At 36.1% G+C, this 19937-nt stretch carries 25 protein-coding genes; 11 read left to right on the top strand and 14 right to left on the bottom strand.

The genetic code is table 11. The features are described 5' to 3' along the window. Positions 1-82: 82 nt before the first annotated feature. The 4 genes from mutL to ACR2MV_RS15875 all read right to left on the bottom strand — a co-directional run bounded on the left by mutL (position 83) and on the right by ACR2MV_RS15875 (position 3584). A complete protein-coding gene (mutL, locus tag ACR2MV_RS15890; RefSeq protein ID WP_434023211.1) occupies positions 83-1942 on the bottom strand; it encodes a DNA mismatch repair endonuclease MutL in 1860 nt (619 codons plus the stop codon). Next, a complete protein-coding gene (locus tag ACR2MV_RS15885) occupies positions 1942-2232 on the bottom strand; it encodes a hypothetical protein (RefSeq protein ID WP_434023209.1) in 291 nt (96 codons plus the stop codon). The genes mutL and ACR2MV_RS15885 overlap by 1 nt, the downstream gene beginning before the upstream one ends. Positions 2233-2330: 98 nt before the next feature. Then, entirely contained in the window at positions 2331-2813 is a 483-nt protein-coding gene (gene ribH / locus ACR2MV_RS15880) for a 6,7-dimethyl-8-ribityllumazine synthase (protein WP_434023208.1), read from the bottom strand. Between the two features lie 6 nt (positions 2814-2819). Further along, positions 2820-3584 carry a tetratricopeptide repeat protein gene (locus tag ACR2MV_RS15875; protein ID WP_434023206.1) on the bottom strand — a complete coding sequence of 255 codons (765 nt, stop codon included), beginning with the start codon at positions 3582-3584 and terminating at the stop codon, positions 2820-2822. A 213-nt stretch (positions 3585-3797) separates the two neighbouring features. Here ACR2MV_RS15875 and recF point away from each other — a divergent pair, with 213 nt between their 5' ends. Further along, on the top strand, positions 3798-4895 hold the full coding sequence (gene recF / locus ACR2MV_RS15870; RefSeq protein WP_434023204.1) for a DNA replication/repair protein RecF: 1098 nt from the start codon (positions 3798-3800) through the stop codon (positions 4893-4895). An 11-nt stretch (positions 4896-4906) separates the two neighbouring features. Beyond that, positions 4907-5203: a DUF721 domain-containing protein gene (locus tag ACR2MV_RS15865; RefSeq protein WP_434023203.1), complete on the top strand. Its 297-nt coding sequence runs from the start codon at positions 4907-4909 to the stop codon at positions 5201-5203. 43 nt (positions 5204-5246) lie between these two features. Here ACR2MV_RS15865 and ACR2MV_RS15860 read toward each other — a convergent pair whose 3' ends face one another. Both ACR2MV_RS15860 and ACR2MV_RS15855 read right to left on the bottom strand, forming a co-directional pair. Continuing rightward, positions 5247-5666, bottom strand: a complete 420-nt coding sequence (locus tag ACR2MV_RS15860) for a nucleoside-diphosphate kinase (protein WP_434023201.1) — start codon at positions 5664-5666, stop codon at positions 5247-5249. A 72-nt stretch (positions 5667-5738) separates the two neighbouring features. Further along, complete coding sequence (locus tag ACR2MV_RS15855) at positions 5739-6776, bottom strand: alkaline phosphatase D family protein (RefSeq protein WP_434023200.1); 1038 nt, start codon at positions 6774-6776, stop codon at positions 5739-5741. Between the two features lie 75 nt (positions 6777-6851). On the opposite strand from ACR2MV_RS15855, the gene ACR2MV_RS15850 reads away from it, so the two are divergent. From ACR2MV_RS15850 to lgt, 9 genes are all read left to right on the top strand, one after another. Next, the gene (locus tag ACR2MV_RS15850) at positions 6852-7874 is read left to right on the top strand and encodes a DHH family phosphoesterase (protein ID WP_434023198.1); all 1023 of its coding nucleotides are present in this window, start codon (positions 6852-6854) and stop codon (positions 7872-7874) included. Next, positions 7874-8425: a gliding motility-associated peptidyl-prolyl isomerase GldI gene (gldI, locus tag ACR2MV_RS15845; RefSeq protein WP_434023197.1), complete on the top strand. Its 552-nt coding sequence runs from the start codon at positions 7874-7876 to the stop codon at positions 8423-8425. Before ACR2MV_RS15850 ends, gldI begins: the two co-directional genes overlap by 1 nt. After that, the gene (locus ACR2MV_RS15840; RefSeq protein WP_434023196.1) at positions 8412-9515 is read left to right on the top strand and encodes a peptidylprolyl isomerase; all 1104 of its coding nucleotides are present in this window, start codon (positions 8412-8414) and stop codon (positions 9513-9515) included. Before gldI ends, ACR2MV_RS15840 begins: the two co-directional genes overlap by 14 nt. A gap of 170 nt (positions 9516-9685) precedes the next feature. Continuing rightward, entirely contained in the window at positions 9686-10231 is a 546-nt protein-coding gene (locus tag ACR2MV_RS15835; protein WP_434023194.1) for an RNA polymerase sigma factor, read from the top strand. After that, the gene (locus ACR2MV_RS15830) at positions 10221-10766 is read left to right on the top strand and encodes a hypothetical protein (protein WP_434023193.1); all 546 of its coding nucleotides are present in this window, start codon (positions 10221-10223) and stop codon (positions 10764-10766) included. Before ACR2MV_RS15835 ends, ACR2MV_RS15830 begins: the two co-directional genes overlap by 11 nt. Then, on the top strand, positions 10747-11667 hold the full coding sequence (locus ACR2MV_RS15825; RefSeq protein WP_434023191.1) for a hypothetical protein: 921 nt from the start codon (positions 10747-10749) through the stop codon (positions 11665-11667). Before ACR2MV_RS15830 ends, ACR2MV_RS15825 begins: the two co-directional genes overlap by 20 nt. 125 nt (positions 11668-11792) lie before the next feature. Then, the gene (gene cysS / locus ACR2MV_RS15820; RefSeq protein ID WP_434023190.1) at positions 11793-13253 is read left to right on the top strand and encodes a cysteine--tRNA ligase; all 1461 of its coding nucleotides are present in this window, start codon (positions 11793-11795) and stop codon (positions 13251-13253) included. 12 nt (positions 13254-13265) lie between these two features. Continuing rightward, positions 13266-13514, top strand: a complete 249-nt coding sequence (gene yidD, locus ACR2MV_RS15815) for a membrane protein insertion efficiency factor YidD (protein WP_434023188.1) — start codon at positions 13266-13268, stop codon at positions 13512-13514. A gap of 57 nt (positions 13515-13571) precedes the next feature. After that, a complete protein-coding gene (gene lgt / locus ACR2MV_RS15810; protein ID WP_434023186.1) occupies positions 13572-14381 on the top strand; it encodes a prolipoprotein diacylglyceryl transferase in 810 nt (269 codons plus the stop codon). A gap of 5 nt (positions 14382-14386) precedes the next feature. On the opposite strand, the gene ppk2 (ACR2MV_RS15805) is transcribed toward lgt, so the two are convergent. From ppk2 (ACR2MV_RS15805) to ACR2MV_RS15770, 8 genes are all read right to left on the bottom strand, one after another. Next, positions 14387-15169: a polyphosphate kinase 2 gene (gene ppk2, locus ACR2MV_RS15805; RefSeq protein ID WP_434023185.1), complete on the bottom strand. Its 783-nt coding sequence runs from the start codon at positions 15167-15169 to the stop codon at positions 14387-14389. Between the two features lie 7 nt (positions 15170-15176). Further along, positions 15177-16040 (bottom strand): polyphosphate kinase 2, encoded by an 864-nt coding sequence (gene ppk2 / locus ACR2MV_RS15800; RefSeq protein WP_434023183.1) that lies wholly within the window; start codon positions 16038-16040, stop codon positions 15177-15179. 3 nt (positions 16041-16043) lie between these two features. After that, a complete protein-coding gene (locus tag ACR2MV_RS15795) occupies positions 16044-16736 on the bottom strand; it encodes a sulfite exporter TauE/SafE family protein (protein WP_434023212.1) in 693 nt (230 codons plus the stop codon). Positions 16737-16765: 29 nt separating this feature from the next. Then, on the bottom strand, positions 16766-17218 hold the full coding sequence (locus ACR2MV_RS15790) for a FixH family protein (protein WP_434023182.1): 453 nt from the start codon (positions 17216-17218) through the stop codon (positions 16766-16768). Between the two features lie 5 nt (positions 17219-17223). Continuing rightward, complete coding sequence (gene ccoG, locus ACR2MV_RS15785) at positions 17224-18630, bottom strand: cytochrome c oxidase accessory protein CcoG (protein WP_434023180.1); 1407 nt, start codon at positions 18628-18630, stop codon at positions 17224-17226. 118 nt (positions 18631-18748) lie between these two features. Beyond that, positions 18749-19387, bottom strand: coding sequence for a cbb3-type cytochrome c oxidase N-terminal domain-containing protein (locus tag ACR2MV_RS15780; RefSeq protein ID WP_434023179.1), 639 nt, complete (start codon positions 19385-19387; stop codon positions 18749-18751). Then, positions 19380-19571, bottom strand: a complete 192-nt coding sequence (locus tag ACR2MV_RS15775) for a CcoQ/FixQ family Cbb3-type cytochrome c oxidase assembly chaperone (RefSeq protein WP_434023177.1) — start codon at positions 19569-19571, stop codon at positions 19380-19382. The genes ACR2MV_RS15780 and ACR2MV_RS15775 overlap by 8 nt, the downstream gene beginning before the upstream one ends. 12 nt (positions 19572-19583) lie before the next feature. Next, positions 19584-19937 (bottom strand): cbb3-type cytochrome c oxidase subunit II (locus ACR2MV_RS15770; protein WP_434023175.1); only part of this gene is annotated, 354 nt, incomplete at its 5' end.

Genomic DNA, 19937 nt, shown 5'->3' with positions numbered 1-19937 from the left:
GGACCTAAAAAGGAACTGGCTGCAAAAAAGATCACATTTAGAATGATCAGATGTTTGATGGCGTCTGTTAATTTGCCCATATTTAGTAGGAATTAAATTTTTCTTCCAGGTCATCTAATGACAAGGTAACATATGTTTTTTTACCAAATGGTGAATAATTTGGTTCTTTACAGGAGAATAGTTTATTTAAGATATTCTCTTGCTCTTTATTATTTAAAGTTGTTCCGGCTTTGATCGCCAGACTTTTCGCCAGACTTTTTGTAATCAGGTCTATTTGGCTGAAGCTGGATTCTGGAACTTCATTCTTGAAATTGTCAATAAGCGATTCGAGAATACCAATCACTTGTTTTTCCGAAATTGTAGTCGGAATAGCGTTTAGAATCAAAGCTTCCTCCTGTATTTCTCCAATAATAAAACCGGCGCTTTGTAAATCCTGTTCAATTAATTTTACAACACCTGCATCGTTTTTATTGATACTCACTTTTAAAGGAAAGAGTAATTGTTGATGACCCAAACCTTCCATCGTAACTTTGGCGAGGTATTCTTCATATAAGATTCTTTGATGCGCCGCGTGCTGATCTATCAATACCATCCCTGATTTGATGGGACTTGCGATGTATTTTAATTGGACCTGAAACGTTTTGGAGGCGGTTGCCTCAGCTGATTCATCAAACAATTCCTGACTGACATTGTCCAGATCCACGGTAATATTCTCTATAAGCTCTTTTTCAGGGTGGTCTTTCAGGTACAAAGCTTCCCATTGGACATCCTTTGCAGCTCTTTGCTGTTTTATTTTACCATAACCATCATTCTTAAAAGGATTGAAATCCTGATCGATTTCAATGGCTGGGGTATTCACCGCTGTTTTGTTTTTGTATGCATAGGGTGTGTCAAGGCTGGCGTCACGCTCAAAATCAAGACTGGGAGCAACGTTGTACTGACCAAGACTATGCTTAATAGTAGACCTTATAATCGCGTAAAGATCACGTTCATTATCAAATTTAATTTCTGTTTTGGTAGGGTGAATATTAATATCAATACTTTCAGCCGGAACATCCAAATATAAAAAATAGGAGGGATGATATCCGTGATTCAGTAAACCTTCAAAAGCATTCATCACGGCATGATGCAAATAATGACTTTTTATAAAACGATTGTTGACGAAAAAGAATTGTTCGCCTTTTTTCTTTTTTGCAAAAGAGGGTTTTGAAATAAACCCATTTATTTTTAAAATATCTGTTTCTTCGGCAATTGGGACCAGCTTTTCGTTGATGTTCTTCCCCATGATGTTTACCACACGCTGTCGTGTGTTACTAATCCATTGAGAAGAATTCCCAGCGGGTAAATTGAAAATTTCATTGTCGTTATGCGTCAAAGAAAAAGCAATATGCGGGTAGGTAAATGCCACCCTTTGAAAGGCATCTATAATATGCCTGGTTTCAATCGAATTTGATTTTAAAAAATTCCTTCTGGCAGGAATATTATAAAACAGATTTTTAACAATAAAAACTGATCCAACAGAAGCAGCAGTTTCCTGCTGTGATAAAAATTCACCTCCATTAATTTTAATCTCCGTACCAAGTGAATCATTGTTGGTTCTGGTCTTGAGAACCACATGAGCAATAGCTGCGATAGAGGCCAATGCCTCCCCTCTAAAGCCATTTGTATGCAGGTCAAACAGATCATTTGCCGATTTAATTTTTGAGGTTGCATGTCTTTCAAAGGCCATTTTTGCATCCTTGGGACTCATGCCGATCCCATTGTCAATCACCTGGATCAAGGTCCTTCCTGCATCTTTTACAATCAATTGGATACTTGTTGCCTTTGCATCAACAGCATTTTCCAGCAATTCCTTGACAACGGAAGCAGGACGTTGAACGACCTCTCCTGCAGCAATTTGATTGGCTACATTATCGGGGAGTAATTGAATGAAATCTGACATTAAAACAGGGTATGCACTTCAAATAAATAAGCTAAAATTCCTACCAAAATGGTAATAATTACAGCAAGACGTTTGTTGACGGCTCTATTAGAAGAAACTTTTTTATGGCGTTTCCAATTTGATTTTAAATGATCTTTAGAAAATGTAATTTTATCTAAATCGGGTGTTGCGCTTTTGTCTTTTTTATACTGTTCTTTTAATTTTTCCAAACGCTCTTTCCGCTCGTCATAATAGCGAGGCTTGTAATTGAATACATAATGAGCTCTTGGTTTAAAAGCTTTTCCGAACATAGCATGTCGTTTTGCAGTTGTAACAAAATTACAGAAATTACATCAGCTTGTCAAATAAAGTTGTGTTAAAAGCCAATTGCGAAGCTAAGTGACTAAGACTAAAGGCCCTGTTTCAAAGCAGCCATTTTTATGGCCGCAACAGCGCATTCAATTCCTTTGTTACCATGAATACCGCCTGATCTTTCGATTGATTGCTGCTTGGTATTATCCGTTAAAACACAAAAGATGGTAGGAGTATTGTAATTTACATTCAGGTCTACAATTCCCTGCGTAACACCTTCGCAAACAAAAGTAAAGTGTTCAGTCTCTCCTCTTATGACATTACCAATAGCAATAACGGCATCCAATTCGTTATGATTTAAAAGGTGTTTGCATCCATATACCAGTTCAAAACTACCTGGTACCTTCAGGGCAACGATATTTTCTTTTAAGGCGCCATGAGCCAGCAGTGTCTCAACAGCACCGTCATGTAAATTCTGTGTAATGTCGGGATTCCATTCAGAAACTACAATACCAAACCGCATGTTTGATGCATCTGGAATGCGCTCACTGTCATAAACGGAAAGGTTGGTAGTAGCCATGAATTTCTATTTTTGCGCCAATTGGGCTCTTTGAATATAAATATTAATATTCTTTGCTTCTTCTGATTTAGAGTAGTTGTCTTTTATAGTTGTATAATAAGACTCTGCTTCCCCGTATTTCCCCAGATCCATAGCAACATTTGCGGCTCTGAATAAGTATAAAGGTGACGTGAAATTATTATCTTTTATTCTTGAAGCATCTAAATAATACTGTAATGCATCTTCCGGTTGCTCAATCTCAACAAAAGCATCACCAATATTTCCTTTGGCCAATGCAGCCAGCATATCATCTTCAGAAGAGAAGTCACTCAAATATTTGATGGCGCTTTCATAATCACCAGTTTTAAGAAAAGCAATACCACTCATGTATTTTGCCAAATTTCCGGCCTTGGTGCTTCCGTAGTTATCCACGATATCGATCAATCCATATTTTCCGTCAGCTCCGTTTAAACTAAGGCTGTATAAAGAATCAACAGATGCAGTGGTGTTTTGTGCCTCTTCAAAGTATCTTTTCGGAAACGCCAGTTCATCCGCAGCTTCTTTTTCTTTCGGTTCTACGATGTATTTATTGTAGGCTAAAAATGCAAGAATAATAGCAGCTACTGCGATCAATCCTGAGAAAAGAATCTTTTGATTTTTTTCGACCCATTGTTCAGATCTTGAAGCCGTTTCATCCAGCGTATTAAAAACTTCTGCTGTTGCACTTTGATCCTCAATGTTTGCTTGATTACCTTTCTTTACTTTATTTCCTCTTTTTTTATAAGTCGCCATCAGTATTTTTATTAATTGCGCAAAATTAAAATTTTTATTCAAATTATTGACTTATTTTAAACTTAATTTTTGTTTTTTTGCAGGGATATCTTTAATAAAAATTATTTCAATTTAAAACATTGAATATTAATAACTTAGTATTGAATATTAGAGATGTAAAATAATTGAACCTTCCGGGTTTCATGGGGGGAGGTTGTTTCAAGGTTTTAATCTATGTTTTTAGAAAGTATTGCTCTTATCAACTTTAAGAATTTTTCAGAAAAGTCTTTTTCCTTTGATGAAAAGATCAATTGTTTGGTAGGTAATAATGGTGTAGGTAAAACCAATGTACTTGAGGCCATCTATTATTTGTCGCATACAAAGGGGTATTTTAACGCGGTTGCCTCCCAAAGTATAAAGCATACCAATGACTTTTTCGTTTTGGATGGCGTCTATAGTAAAGAGGGACGTCAAGAGCATATTCACTGCAGTTTAAAGAAGGGCCATAAAAAGGTTATGAAACGAAATGGCAAAGAATACGAAAAGCTTTCGGATCATTTTGGCCTGATTCCCTTGGTGATCATTTCTCCTTCCGATACAAATTTGATTAGTGAAGGAAGTGATTTAAGGCGGAAGTTTATGGATATGATCATATCGATGAGTGACAAAGCGTATTTTCAAGACCTCATTCAGTATAACAAAACTTTGAGTCAGCGAAATTCATTATTGAAATACTTTGCTGCTAATTTTACATTTGACAAAGATAATATTGAGATATATGATGATCAGTTAATTGCCTTTGGAGAAAGAATTTTTGAGAAAAGGAAATCCTTTATTAAGGAATTCGAACCTATCTTTAACAAGAGGTACAGTCATATTATTGAGAAGTCAGCATCTGATGACACCATGGAGAAGGTATCTTTATCCTATAAGACCCAGCTGGAGGATGAAGGGTTTAAGTCTCTTCTTGACAGGAGTCTGGAAAAAGACCGTGTGTTGCAATATTCTTCTGCAGGAATTCATAAAGATGATTTACTTTTTCAAATCAATGCTCATCCAATAAAAAAAATAGGATCTCAAGGGCAACAAAAGTCGTTTTTGATCGCTTTAAAGCTGGCCCAGTTTGATTTTATTACCAATAAGTCGCATATAAAGCCAATTTTGTTACTGGATGATATATTCGATAAACTAGATGATCAAAGGGTTGGGCAGTTGCTTCATTTGGTCAATGACGATAGTTTCGGTCAATTATTTATTACCGATACTCATGATGCCCGGACCGAGGCACTCATTAAAAAAACGGGTCAATCTTATAAAATGTTTAGTTTGTAAGGAATAATGGTATGGCAAAAAGAGAAAACGACATCAATAAATTAGGAGACTTGATCCCAAATATGCTTGAACAGAATAAGCTGCAAAAAGGAATGGATCAGATATATGTGAAAGAGGCCTGGGGCGAAGTTATGGGGAATGGTGTGATGAATTATACAGAATCCGTAAGTCTGAAAAATCATACGATTTTTGTCAAGTTGACTTCTTCAGCATTGCGGGAAGAATTGGAATACGGTAAGGATAAAATTGTTAAAATGATGGATGCCAGTTTAAAACATGTAACGATTAAATCGATAAAATTGATATAAAAAAAACCGCCAATTGGCGGTTTTTTTTATCATTCGAATCAGTTTAGAAAATCTCTCTTCCTGAAAAATGAAAAGCTCCTTCAATCTGAGCATTCTCATCACTATCTGAACCATGAACAGCGTTTTCGCTGATTGAGGTAGCAAAAAGTTTTCTAATTGTACCATCAGCAGCTTCTTCAGGATTGGTAGCACCGATCAGTGTTCTGAAGTCTTCTACCGCATTTTCTTTTTCCAAAATTGCCGCAACGATTGGACCTCTGGTCATATATTCAACTAAATCACCGAAAAAAGGTCTTTCGCTGTGAATGGCATAAAAAGTTTCAGCATCTCTCTGGGTCATCTGCGTTTGCTTCATAGCGACGATCTTAAAACCAGCCGTATTTATTTTTTCTAGTATTGCACCTGTATTACCCTTTTCAAGTGAATCAGGCTTTAACATTGTAAATGTTCTATTTGTAACCATTGTAATTATATTTCAATTTTTTGCAAAAATAATTTATTTGGAGGTTATGGACTAAGTTTTAAGGCTTATTTTTTAAAAGTTTTGTTCAAAGGATCTGTACAGTGTATTTTCTTCACCCCTTATTTCCATGGTCACCTTGTTTGTTTCAAAATCAAATCGAAGGATACCAAAGTTTTTCTTTGATACGACATCGGCAATTCGATATGGATTGGGTTCACCTGAAAATGATTCATAACTATGGGTCATTCCACTGGAAGTGATATCTATCAATGGATAATTCAGTCCAGGTATTTCAGTTTTCGAGATCTCTGCAATATGCCGGTCACCTGAAAGAATAATGACTCCCTTCGCTTTGCTCTGTACAATTAAATGTTTCATTTTTTCGACTTCCTTAGGCATGGTTCCCCAACTTTCAAAACCATGTTCGAAGGAGAGAAACTGAATGCTGCTCATTATAATATTGAATTGAGCCTGAGAATTTTTAAGTTCTTTTTCTAACCATTTCCATTGGGTTTCTCCCAGCATAGTGATACCACCACTTTCATTAGGGATATATCTTTTTACGCCGGTAGAGTCTTTAGATAAGTCACTTCTAAAAAATCGTGTATCCAGAATAATGATTTTAATGAGGGATCTGTTAACTTCAAAACTTTTGCTGTAGTAAATTCCTTTTTGCAAGCGACGTGGATCGTTGTCTGCAACATCAAAAAAATCAAGAAAAATTTGCTGAACACTATCTTTTTGACTGTAATTTTCACCTCCATCATTTAATCCATAATCATGATCATCCCAGGTGCCTAAAACCGGCACGTTGTTTTTAAAAGCAACATAGGCAGAATCATGCTTCATTTTACGATAATTCGCTTTCATGAACTGCATATCTTCTGTGTCGGAATAAATTATATCTCCTCCCCATATAAAAAGGTCGGGTTGATGTCTCAATATGGGTTCCCATAAATCATTTCTCATATTTTGATTGTTGCAGGAGCCAAACGATAAAACAAATTCATTTTTAGGCTGGCAGGCCAATAGACTCAAGGATGTCAAAAGGATAAGCAGGAAATTTTTCAAGACTTTTTTCAAGGTGGGCGTTGATTTTTTGTTCAACATACAAAGTAATGAAAAGTACCTTAAAGAAATTGAAATTTTAATGATAATATTATTTTTATTGTATATTCGCAGACTATGAATGAAGTAGATTTTCGACGCTTACAGCAAATACTTTCTAAACCCCAAAAAATTGTCATAACAACCCACCGCAACCCGGATGGAGATGCTTATGGGTCAAGCCTTGGGCTGTACTGGTTTTTGAAAAAATGTGGTCATGAAGTCAAGGTCTTATCTCCCAATGATTGTCCTGAATTTTTAAAATGGTTGCCAGGTGAATCAGAAATAAATTTATTTGAACCAGAACCTGTTAAAGGAAAAGAAATCTTATCTGAGGCCGAGATTGTTTTTACCCTGGATTTTAATGCTTTTCATAGATTGGGTGAACTCATGGGTGGGGCAATGCATACGATTGATCCGGTCTTTGTAATGATTGATCACCATCAACAACCAGATGATTTTGCAGCGTTTCAATTTGTTGATGCTACAATGAGCTCCACCAGTGAAATGGTCTACCAGTTTATAGAAGGTCTGGGACATGTTGAGTTCATTGATCAGGATATTGCCAGTTGTTTATATACAGGTATTTTGACAGATACGGGGTCGTTCAGATTCCCGGCAACAACCAGTCATACACATAGGGTAGTGGCAGACCTTTTAGAAAGAGGAGCTGACAATTCGGAAATTTATAATAGAATTCACAATGTAAATACCTATAACCGGATGCAGTTATTGGGAAGAGCACTTGATAATATGGTTGTCTTGGATAGATTTCATACAGCCTATATTACCCTTTCTCAGAATGAATTGAACAGGTATAATTTTCAGAGAGGAGATACAGAAGGTTTTGTAAACTATGCCCTCTCCTTGAAGAATGTTATGTTCGCCGCAATTTTTATTGAAGATAAAAAACAGAAAATTATAAAGATCTCTTTCAGGTCAGTAGGTGATTTTTCTGTAAACGAGTTTTCTCGCAATCATTTTAATGGAGGTGGACATATCAATGCTGCAGGCGGAAGGAGTGAGCTTTCTTTAAAAGATACAGTGAAAAAGTTTGTAGAAATATTACCTTCCTTAAAAAATGAATTAACCTTGTCCTAATGAAATACGCATTTGTCATTTCCATCGTTATACTTTTTGCAGTTTCCTGTTCAAGTCCGGAAGCTCGTAAACCAATTGTCAGAAAAACAAGTTCATTTATGAATGAGTCTATCGAAAGAAATAAGATGTTGAATAAAGCGGAGAATGCCGTTTTGTTGCAACGCATGAAATCTGACAGCCTGCACACCTATTTAAATTCTGAAAATGGCTATTGGTATTATTATGAACAAACGGTCTCGAATGATGACTATACACCAAATAGAGGCGATGAGGTTTTTTATAAGCATGAAATTAAAGCCTTGAATGGTACTGTTATTTATGCTGCAGAAGATTTGGGAACTAAGAGTTATTTAATCGATAAAGAAGAATTGATTACTGGCCTGCAGGATGGGTTGAAATTAATGAAAGAAGGTGAAAAAGTGACATTCTTATTTCCATCTTATAAAGCATATGGGTATACTGGTTTTGATAAAGTAAAACCAAACCAACCCTTATTATATAGTGTAGAATTATTAAAAATTAATAAATTAAGTGAAAATGAAAATAATTAACTCGTTTCTAATTGTACTTCTGATTAGTATTGGAGCCTGTAAAAGTACGAAGTATGCAGATTTGGATGATGGGATGTATGCAGACCTTCAAACTGAGAAAGGTGACATTCTGTTAAAATTAGAATATGAAACTGTTCCGATTACGGTGGCAAATTTTGTTTCATTGGCAGAAGGAACAAACCCTTATGTTGATGAAGCATTTAAGGATAAACCTTTTTATGACGGACTTAAGTTCCACAGAATAGTAGATGATTTTATGATTCAAGGTGGGGATCCGAGAGGGAATGGTTCTGGCGATCCTGGCTATAAGTTTGAGGATGAATTTACGATGGATGATTCCGGAAATCTAATGCTTTCGCATGATGGACCTGGCATTCTTTCTATGGCAAATTCCGGACCTGATTCAAATGGTTCACAGTTCTTCATTACTCATAAAGAAACCAAATTTTTAGATGGAAGACATACGGTTTTTGGCTATGTAGTTCAGGGACAGTCGGTTGTAGATTCAATGACTCAGGATGATGTGATTCAAAAAATTGAAATTATTCGAGTTGGAAAAAAAGCCAAAGCCTTTGATGCAGCATCAGAATTTTCCTCTTATTTCGGAAAAATCGAAGAGCGACAAAAACTGGCTGAAGAAGAGCGGGAAAAGAAAAAAGAAGAGTTGATTCAGTTTGTAATGAAGAATGAATCATCGGCAAAAGTGCTGCCTTCAGGTCTTAAAATTATTAGCATAACCGAAGGCAATGGTGTTAAACCGACGATTGGTTCCAAGGTAGATGTGTACTATGCCGGTTACTTTATGTCTGGAGATCTATTTGATTCGAACATTAAGGAAATCGCTCAGGTATATGGAAAATACGACAGAAGAAGAGAGCAAGCTAATGGTTATGGTCCGATACCTATGGATTACAGTCCGGATGCAGCTTTGATACCAGGGTTTAAAGAAGGTCTTCAGGCCATGAATTATGGAGATAAGGTATTATTGATTATTCCCTCGCACTTGGCCTATGGAGAGCAAGGAGCCAAAGGAGTAATTCCTCCGAATGCGGATTTACTATTTCAATTGGAAATTGTAGATAAGCCTTAACGCTGATCACATATAATATACGATAAGGGGCCTTAGGCCCCTTTTTTCTTGCTTTTTTTAAAGAATTGGGCAACGATATTTTTGTGTAATTTTAGATTATTAAATAAAAAATAACAAATTCTGCAACAGTACAAACATTGTATCGTATTTAGAACAGAACAATAACTCAGATGACCGAAAAACTTCAAGAGCATTTAATTGAAAAATGCATGCAAAATGACAGTCGCGCACAGATGCAGCTCTATGATCTCTATTGTAAGGCCATGTTTAATACCGCCTATAATTTCATCAAAGATGACGCCATCGCTCAGGATGTGATGCAGGAAGCTTTTATAAAGGCTTTTAAAAAGATCGGAACCTATACAGGGGAAGCCACATTTGGTGCCTGGCTGAAAAGAATAGTCATCAATCAAAGTCTTGATTGGCTGAAAAAAAAGAAACTGGCAACAGTCGAACTGAATGAAGAAGTTGTACATATGCCAAGTGAAGAGAATTTGGAAGTAGATAGTGACACCAGTCTTGCAGTTATTTATAAGTGCATTGAAGAGTTGCCGCAAAAATGTAAGAATGTTGTAAAACTCTATTTGATTGAAGGATATGACCATCAGGAAGTAGCACAAATACTGGAAATTTCTGAAGTGGCCTCCAGGTCTCAGTTATCGAGAGGGAAAAGTAAATTAAAAGAACTATTAATTCACGCGAACTATGAAAGTTGATATTAAAAAGAAACTAAAGGAAGACCAAATGTTGAGAGAATTATCAAATAACCACAGATCAGAATTCGAAAAGAAATTGCAGAAAGAATTGCATGACAAATCGGGTGGTGTCAGACAATATTTGATGATTGCAGCTTCAATAGTAGTATTGTTCACGATGGGTTATATGATCACCCTAAACCAGGATACCCCGAGGGAACAGGTTGAAGCGCCAAGCGCTTCTGTTAGTCTGGAAGAGTTTTCACCTGAATTAAAGAAGATAGAAAACTATTATTTGACGGCTATTAATATGGAATTAGCCAATCTGGAAGTGACCGATGCCAACAAACTGGTTTTGCAGGAATACTTTAGAAAAATGAATAGTCTGACCAATGAATACAAACTTCAAAGTGAAGAACTGCAAATCAATAAAATTGATGAGGAATTGATCAATAATTTGATTGATAATTTACAAATGAGACTACAATTGATGATCGAGTTAAAAAATGAATTAAAAAAATTAAAAAACAAAGAAAATGAAGCGCAATCAGTTTAGAATTTTAATCTTATTACTCTCGTTCACAGGAAGTGTGCAAGCCCAGCAATTTGTTAAACCGCTACAGGAATTTAAAGTGGGATCTAATACAGAGGTCTCGATTCAAGCCTCATATGCTGAAATTGAAATCGTTGAATGGTCGAAGAATAAGGTGGAAGTGGAAGGAATAATGGATATTCAAGGGCTGCCGGAAGATGAGGCTCAGGATATATTTGACAGTTGGGATATAAGTGCCCAGGCTAATTCTGATAAGATCAGCATCAGATCAAGTTCAAGTAATTTTGGAAATGAGTATTTCTTTATCAATAGTGACAAGTATATTGGAAATGTTGTGGTGGATATTCCAGAAGTGAGCGCCAGGGTGATTGATATGATTGATTCCATTCATTTTGTTTTACCCGAATTTGAAAACTTTCCCGATATCAGCTTCGAAATGGATCAAAACTTTCAATTTTCAGGGGATTCCATAGCTTTTGATTATGAAGAATTTCAGAAAAACAGCGAGTATCTGGTGCAATGGCAGGAAGAGAACAAGGAGCAGATGAAAATTATAAAAAAGGAATTGAAAGAAAATCAGGCAGAGATGGCCAAACAGCAGAAAAAGTTGCAGCTGGAGATCAAAGAAATGCAGCGAGAGGCGATGGAAGAAGCAAGACTTCATGCAAGAGAGGCACAAAAACAAGCAAGGGAAGAACAAATGAAAGTAAGAGAGGAGCAAAGGAACGTAAGAGCAGAACATCAAAGATCTGTAACCAGTGCCCATGAGAGAGAAAATGAGGTGAAACGAATCATTGAAAACAGGCAAAAGGTTAAAATTAAAAAGACACTTCGTATTAAAGTGCCAAGAAATGCCAAATTAGAAATGGATGTGGATTATTGTAAAATCAGCACGATAAAATAAGCACATAGTAAACTAGATAATCAAACACCCGGGAATTTATTCCGGGTGTTTTTTTTTGAGCATCCTTGTTGTAATTGTTCTTATATTTGGAGTCTTATAAACAAGTAATCCCAAGACCCGTTACAATGCAGAGTTTGTTCCTATATAATTCACTTACCAATAAGAAAGAACTATTTGAACCAGTTAAAGAAGGCTATGTGGGCATGTATGTTTGTGGCCCCACTGTGTATAGCAATGTTCATTTAGGAAATGTGCGAACTTTTATGTCTTTCGATATGATCTATCGTTACTTTCTTCATCTGGGTTATAAGGTTCGTTATGTGCGTAATATAACGGATGCAGGACATTTGACCGATGATTCCCAGGAAGATAAAATATCTACCAAGGCAAGACTTGAGCAATTGGAGCCTATGGAAATTGTTCAAAAATATACGACTGATTTTCATCAGATTTTGCAGAAATTTAATTTTCTGCCGCCCAGTATAGAGCCAACTGCAACGGGACATATTGTAGAACAAATTGAAGCGATTCAGACCATCCTTGAAAATGGATTGGCTTATGAAGTAAATGGAAGCGTTTATTTTGATGTTTTGAAATATAATGAGAAAGAACACTATGGTATTTTATCGAAAAGGAATATAGATGATGCCATTGAAAATACCAGAGCGCTTGACGGGCAAACTGATAAGAAAAATCCTCAGGATTTTGCACTTTGGAAAAAGGCTGAACCAGAACACATTCAACGATGGAATTCACCCTGGGGAATTGGATTTCCAGGTTGGCATTTAGAATGTACAGTAATGAGTACCAAATATTTGGGTGAAGAATTTGATATTCACGGAGGTGGAATGGATTTGAAATTCCCACATCATGAATGTGAAATTGCACAGGCACAGGCGTGTAATCATGTCAGCCCGGTTAAATACTGGCTGCATGGTAATATGCTTACTATGAACGGTAAGAAAATGGCCAAATCTACAGGTAATAATATTTTACCAGAAGAGATATTTACCGGTGACAATCATAATATATCCAAGGCTTATGCTCCCAGTGTAGCGAGGTTTTTTATGATGCAGGCCCATTATAGAAGTATTTTGGATTTTTCTGACGAGGCGTTATCTGCATCAGAAAAGGGATATAATAGATTGATGGAGGCTATGGATGCTGTGAATTCGCTGCAGATAGGTGCAACTTCGACCGTTGATATTTCATCCTGGAAAGAGAAATGTTATGAGGCGATGAACGATGATTTTAATACACCGATTTTGATTGCTCATTTGTTTGAAGCAGTAAAATGGATCAATTTGATTCTTGATGGGAAGGAATCGGTTAACGAAGCTGATCTCGACTTATTAAAAACAACATTATTTACCTTTACGTTTGATATTCTTGGTTTGGAAAATGCGCAGAAAAGTGCAGATAGTTCGGATAGAGTGGAGGGTTTGGTGGAGTTACTGATTCAAATGAGGAAGCAGGCCAGAGACAACAGAGATTGGGCTTTGTCTGATAAAATTAGAGATGAATTGCTCGCCTTGGGGGTACAATTAAAGGACGGAAAGGACGGAACTACTTTTTCGTTGAATTAAGCTATATAGTTCATGATCAAAAAGATTTTGACATTTCCATTTTTGTTATTGATACGCTTTTATCAAGTGGCAATTTCACCTTATACACCAGCCAGTTGTAGGTATTCGCCTACCTGTTCTCATTATGCCATAGAAGCACTTGAGGTTCATGGCTTATTTAAAGGGACCTGGCTCGCACTAAAACGGATTTCTAAATGCCATCCCTGGGGAGGAGAAGGTTATGATCCTGTACCTGAAAAAGAGGCTCAGAATAAAAAATGAAGAGGGGAGTTATTATTAGTTTCTTTCATTTATATTTACGCGATAAAATAGATTTTCATGTTGTTTTTAAGTATAGATTGGGACCCGAGCATTGAGTTGTTTAAAATAGGTTCGTTTGCCATAAGGTATTATAGTTTGATGTTTGTTATTGCCTTTGTTCTTGGTCTTCAGATCATGAAAAGGATTTATAAAAAAGAGGGAGTTTCTATTGAAAAACTGGATTCTCTGTTTATATACACCGTTATTGGTACTTTGTTAGGCGCGAGAATTGGTCATTTTTTATTTTATGATACGGCTTTTTTACTATCCAACCCCTTAGAGGTTTTACTACCCGTAAAATTCAATCCATTTCAATTCACAGGATATCAAGGTTTGGCAAGTCATGGTGCGGCTATCGGAATTATTACTGCCATGTACTTTTATTCCAAAAAAGTAATTCAGAAACCAATGTTATGGATCTTGGACCGGATCGTAATTCCAGTGGCCAGCGGTGCCATTTTTGTTAGAATTGGCAATCTTATGAATTCTGAAATCATAGGAAAAGCTACCAATTCAGACTATGGTTTTGTATTCAAGCAACTTGGTGAAGATTTTCCAAGACACCCCACCCAATTGTATGAATCTTTTGGTTATTTAATCACGTTTGTGCTATTGTGGTATGTCTACTGGAAAACGGATAAAAAAGACAAACTAGGGTATATCTTTGGTCTTTTCATGGTTTGTTTATGGTCGGTAAGACTCATCGTTGAGTTCTTTAAGGAAGCACAAGTTGATCAGCGAGGAGAATGGGACCTTAATACAGGACAATTGTTGAGCATACCAATGATTTTGGTAGGCTTCTATTTTATGTTTAGAAAAAGTAAATAAGCAATTTAGATTTCTCTGTTTTTATCGTAAGGAATACTGTCTAAAATGTGCTCTACAACCTCGATTCTGGCATCAGTCTTTCTGTTCGCCTTAATAACTTTAAAGGCTAAGCCACCTTTTCTGGTGTTTTCAAACATTTTGTTTTTGTAAAAAGTATAAGAATCCCATAATTCCTGAGCCCTTTCATCTACCTTACTCATTTTCCACTGTTTCAAAGGATTATTTCTGATGTCTTCAAAGCGTTTGGCCTGCTCTTTTTTTGAAATTGACATATAGATTTTAACCAGTAATATACCTGATTCAGTAATCATTCTTTCGAAATCATTGACCTGCTTCATAAAAATTTTATACTCCTCATCGGTACAAAATCCATTTACAGGTTCAACAACGGCACGATTGTACCAACTCCTGTCGAAAAAAACAATCTCACCAGCTTTTGGAAATTGCTGAATATAGCGTTGAAAATACCATTGGGTCTGTTCAACTTCTGTGGGCTTTGGCAAGGCGACAATTCTGACATGCCTTGGGTTAATTCTTTCCGTAATTCTTCTGATGGCCCCACCTTTACCAGCGGAATCTCTTCCTTCAAAGATAACAATAACACGCATGTTATTATCGATGATACAGGCCTGTTGACGTATCAATTCAGTTTGAAGTATTTTTAACTGTTTTTCATAATCAATATACCGAATGGTTTTAGGTAAATTGATGATATCATTGCTCAATATGGACAAAAGCCCTTTTTTCGAATTGAGTTTTTTGAGTTCTTTTTCAGAGAAGTTATTCATAATTTGTTTAATCGTATTTGTGCAGAGAACGGAAGTAACGCATGATCACATTGGGATCCGGTAATAAAGATACGGCGCTGTCATTTTTGTTATCATAGTCAAATTGAGATAATACATAGCGCATACATTCCAATCGAGCTGTTTCTTTATCATTGGTCTTTACAATCACCCATGGACTGAATGAGGTATGGGTCTTACTAAACATTTGTTCTTTATACATGGTATAATCATCCCAGTATTCCTGCCCTTTCTTATCCACAGGGCTAAATTTCCAACGTTTTAAAGGATTGTCTTCCCTGGCATTAAATCGAGATAATTGTTCATCCTTGGTAATGGATAACCAGAATTTAATTATGATAACACCATCTTCATAGAGCATATGCTCAAACTCAGGTAACTGCACCATAAATTGTTCATATTGACGCTGTGTACAAAATCCCATTACAGGTTCAACAACAGCTCTGTTATACCAGGATCTGTCAAAAAACACCAATTCACCTGGATTCGGTAAATGCTGAATATAGCGTCTAAAATACCATTGACCTTTCTCAACCAAAGTAGGTTTGTTCAAGGCGACCAATCGCATCGATCGAGGATTTAAATGTTCTGTAAACCTCCTGATATTACCGCCTTTCCCGGCAGCATCTCTACCTTCAAATATGATGGCAACTCTTTTATTATTCTTTTTTACCCATTGCTGCAGTTTGACCAATTCAATCTGAAGCTTTTCCTTTTCTTTTTCATAATGAATCTTTGATAAAACAGCTTCAACATTTCTGTCTTTTTCCTTTAAAATTTTGAGGAGATCGGCATGAGACTCGATAGAATTGAATTCAGCCTCAGTAATTTTTTTTTCAGGATTTATACTCATAAATTATTCTATTACACATGAATTGGGATTATTCGAAATAAGTAATTGATTGTCGGTAGGAGAGACATATGGAATTCCTAAACCTAATCCTCTTAAAATAAATAGCAAACCAATAATAACGACAAAGATAGGAATTGCTTTTTGAATTTTATTTCGAACAGACACTTTTAAAAAATTCCCTAAGAAAACAGCCCCTGTCATCAATGGTACGGTCCCCAATCCAAATACAGCCATATACAAGGCTCCCTCATATAATTCACCCGTTGAGACGGCACCTAACAGGGCCAAATAAACCAGTCCGCAAGGAAGAAAGCCATTGAAGAAACCTATTGAAAACAAGGCTTTATACGAACTTTTGTTCAAATAAAGACCTAACCTGGACTTTACCTTACCAATGACCACATAAAGAGGTCTGGTAAACTGAAACTTATTTAAAACTTTTGTAGGAATAAGTACTAAAAGAATCATGATTATTCCAATCAATATGGACAACCTTTGTTGAAAACCAGCCAGATACAGGCCCTTGCCCAACAATCCAAAAAGAAGCCCGATAAGACTATAACTCAATATTCTGCCACTGTGATAAAGAAATGTTCCAAAGACCGATTTAACCTTATCGTCTTTAGGTATGGGCAAAACAAAGGCAATGGGTCCACACATGCCAACGCAGTGAAAACTACCTAAAAGTCCAAATATGAGTGCAGTATATAAAATAACAGTTCAAATTAATAAAACCAGGATTCCTTAAAAAGGTAATTGTTCTTTCCGTCTTCCCAGTCAATTTTAACAATCCACTTTCCTGAAACCAGTTTTTCGGCAGGAATAATTTGTTCGTATTCAGTTAAGTCTATTTTTTCAGTAAAATCAAGTTTTTCATTCGATAATCTCAGAAAAGTAATGCTACCTTTAATACTTGACTCATTAATTTCCTCCGGGAAAACTATATGAATTCCTTGATCGGTGTTTTTTAATTTTATGTCTTTGCTGAGGATGCCAGCGTTATTTAATTTATCTATTTCTTCCTGATAATGCAATTCATCCTTGTAATAATCTTCAGAGACCAGCTCGTGCTGGTATTCATCCAGTGCTACTGCTTTATAAACGAAAGAGAGAATAAAGATCATAAAGCTGATCATAGCGATGATAATTCCGGTACTCCAAGAAAGTTTCAAATTCATAATTTTTATTTTAATTGTAAAGGCGAAGAAAAGTTGGTGTCGGTTTCTTCTATTAATTCATCCTTGTCAAAGATTCCAATTTCAATCTTTTCTTTAGAATCGGATAAATCATCTTTATTGATTTTTACAAAAACAGTCCCTTCGTATAAACCACCTTTCGGTAGATTGATTTGACCGCCTACTACTTCCATCTTACCTTCATGAGATAGCAGTTTTACCTGAATGTTCTCATAAGGATTGTTTGTTTTGTTGATTATTTTAAAGGTATATACATTGCTCACTTCATCTCCATTTGTGGTATATAACTGGCCTGGTAAATGTAAAAAATTGGCCTGCACATCATTTCTAAGGAATAATAAAGTTACAAAAAAAGTAAAGAGGAGGGTCAGCACTACGATATAACTTATGATTCTTGCGTTGTATTTAAATTTTTCCCCTTTTACAATATTGTTCTCTGATGCATAGCGAATGAGTCCTCTGTCAAATCCAACCGTATCCATTATTTCATCGCAGGCGTCAATACATGCGGTGCAATTCACACATTCAAGTTGTGTGCCATTACGAATGTCTATGCCCGTAGGACATACCAACACACATTGCTTACAATCAATACAATCACCGTATTGTTTTTCCTCCCTGTCTTCATTTTTTCGTAGTTTCTGACGGTCTTCACCTCTTTTATGATCATATGCTACAACAATGGATTTGTTGTCTAATAATACACTTTGTAACCGACCATAAGGACAAGCAATAATACAAACCTGTTCTCTGAACCAGGCAAAAACAAAATAAAATACAGCTGTAAAAACCAATAATTTGATGAAGGTATCAACATGAGCAATCGGACCATCCTGTACATGCTGAATCAAAACATCGCCTCCAATAAAATAGGCTAAAAAAGCATTGGCGATCAGAAAAGAGACCAGTGCAAATAAGATCCATTTAATCGTTTTTTTTGTTATTTTTTCTGTGTCCCAGGCTTGTTTCTCTAGTTTGATCTGTTTGTTTCTATCGCCTTCAATCAGGTACTCAATTTTGCGAAAAATCATTTCCATAAAAATGGTTTGCGGACACATCCATCCGCAAAATATCCTCCCGAAAATGACCGTAAAAAGAATGATAAAAACAACTGAAACCAGCAAGGATAAAACGAGTAAATAGAAATCCTGAGGCCAGAATGGTTGACCGAAAATATTGAATTTCCTATCAATAATATTAAAAAGTAAAAATTGGTTGCCATTGATTTTGATAAAGGGAGAGGCGAACAATATGGCTAAAAGAAACCAACTTACATAGGTTCTGTAATTTGTGTACCTTCCCTTGGGTTTTTTAGGATGTATAAAATTTCTTTTACCTTCCTTATCAATGGTTGCGATGCTGTCTCTAAAATTTTCATTTTCGTTATTACTCATGACTTGGGGGTATTTGAAAAGGCTACAATGTCTGTTCAGGACAAGCGTAGCCTTTTCTACTACTAACTAAAAAAATCAAAAACACAGTAGTTCACTTAAGCGAGAACTAAATGCGAAACTACTGTTTGCTCCAAATGATATCACCTTCAGCAGCCTTAGGATTGGCAGGTGTGGTGCCATTCAATGTAATTACATAGCTGGCAAGTTGCTGAAGTTCATCATTATTAAATGTATTCTTCCAAGAGATCATCCCCTTACCGGCTCTTCCTCCTTCATTAAGAGTTTTAAGAATATTTTCCATTCCTCCACCTAATATCCATTGATCATCTGTTAGGTTGGGCCCGATACCGCCTCCTCCATCTGCCATATGACAGGCAACGCAATAGGTATCAAAATTTTTCTGACCTGCTGCAAGACTTGCTTCATCTGTCAATAAGGTAACGTCAATTTTGAACAAATCAGGATTAGCCGCTTTATAGGCCTCAACTTCTTGTTTTCCCTTTTCGACTTCGGTTGCATATTCTTTTTCCTGATTGTACTCTTCTGAGTTGGTAAAGACTTGGATATAATAGAATATACCAATTGCAATAGTGATATAGAAACCATATTTCCACCATGGCGGTAATACATTATCTAATTCTTTTATTCCGTCATAATCGTGATCGGTCATGATCTCTTCCTCCTTACCAATATCATGTGCCTTGGTCATTGATCGTAGGAATTTTTTCCAACCACTTATTTGTTTTTTATCACTCATGATGTGTGTTTTTTAGATCATTATCTAATGGTAAATTACTCAATTTTTCAATATTCTTTTTAGGCATCTTCAACACAATGATCAGCATCGTTGTAAAGACAATAAAAAAGAGAAGCAGCGATATGATTGGATAAATTTCAACTCCCGAAATAGTATCTAAATGATGTTTTATAAACTTTAACATAATGTCTGCTTTTTATTCTGTTGATTCAGCTTTTATATCTGTTCCTAATCTTTGTAAATAAGCGATTAATGCCACGATCTCTTTATTTTCAATTTGAGATGATCCATAATTTTTTACAAATTCAGGATCCTGTCTCAAATTATTTTCAATTTCTTTCGCTTGATTTTTCAACAGGTAAACTGCCTTATCAAGTTCGAACTGCGTATAAGGAACACCAAGAGTAACCATCGCATTGACCTTATCTATTGTTTTGGAAATATCTAAATCATCTGTGATCAGCCACGGATACTGAGGCATAATCGATCCTGGTGAGGTAGACCTTGGATCCAGCATATGGTTAAAGTGCCAGTTGTCATTGTATTTACC

The sequence above is a fragment of the Lutimonas sp. genome (assembly GCF_051011215.1).
GTDB lineage: Bacteria > Bacteroidota > Bacteroidia > Flavobacteriales > Flavobacteriaceae > Lutimonas.
This window is presented reverse-complemented; position numbering and strand designations above follow the sequence as displayed.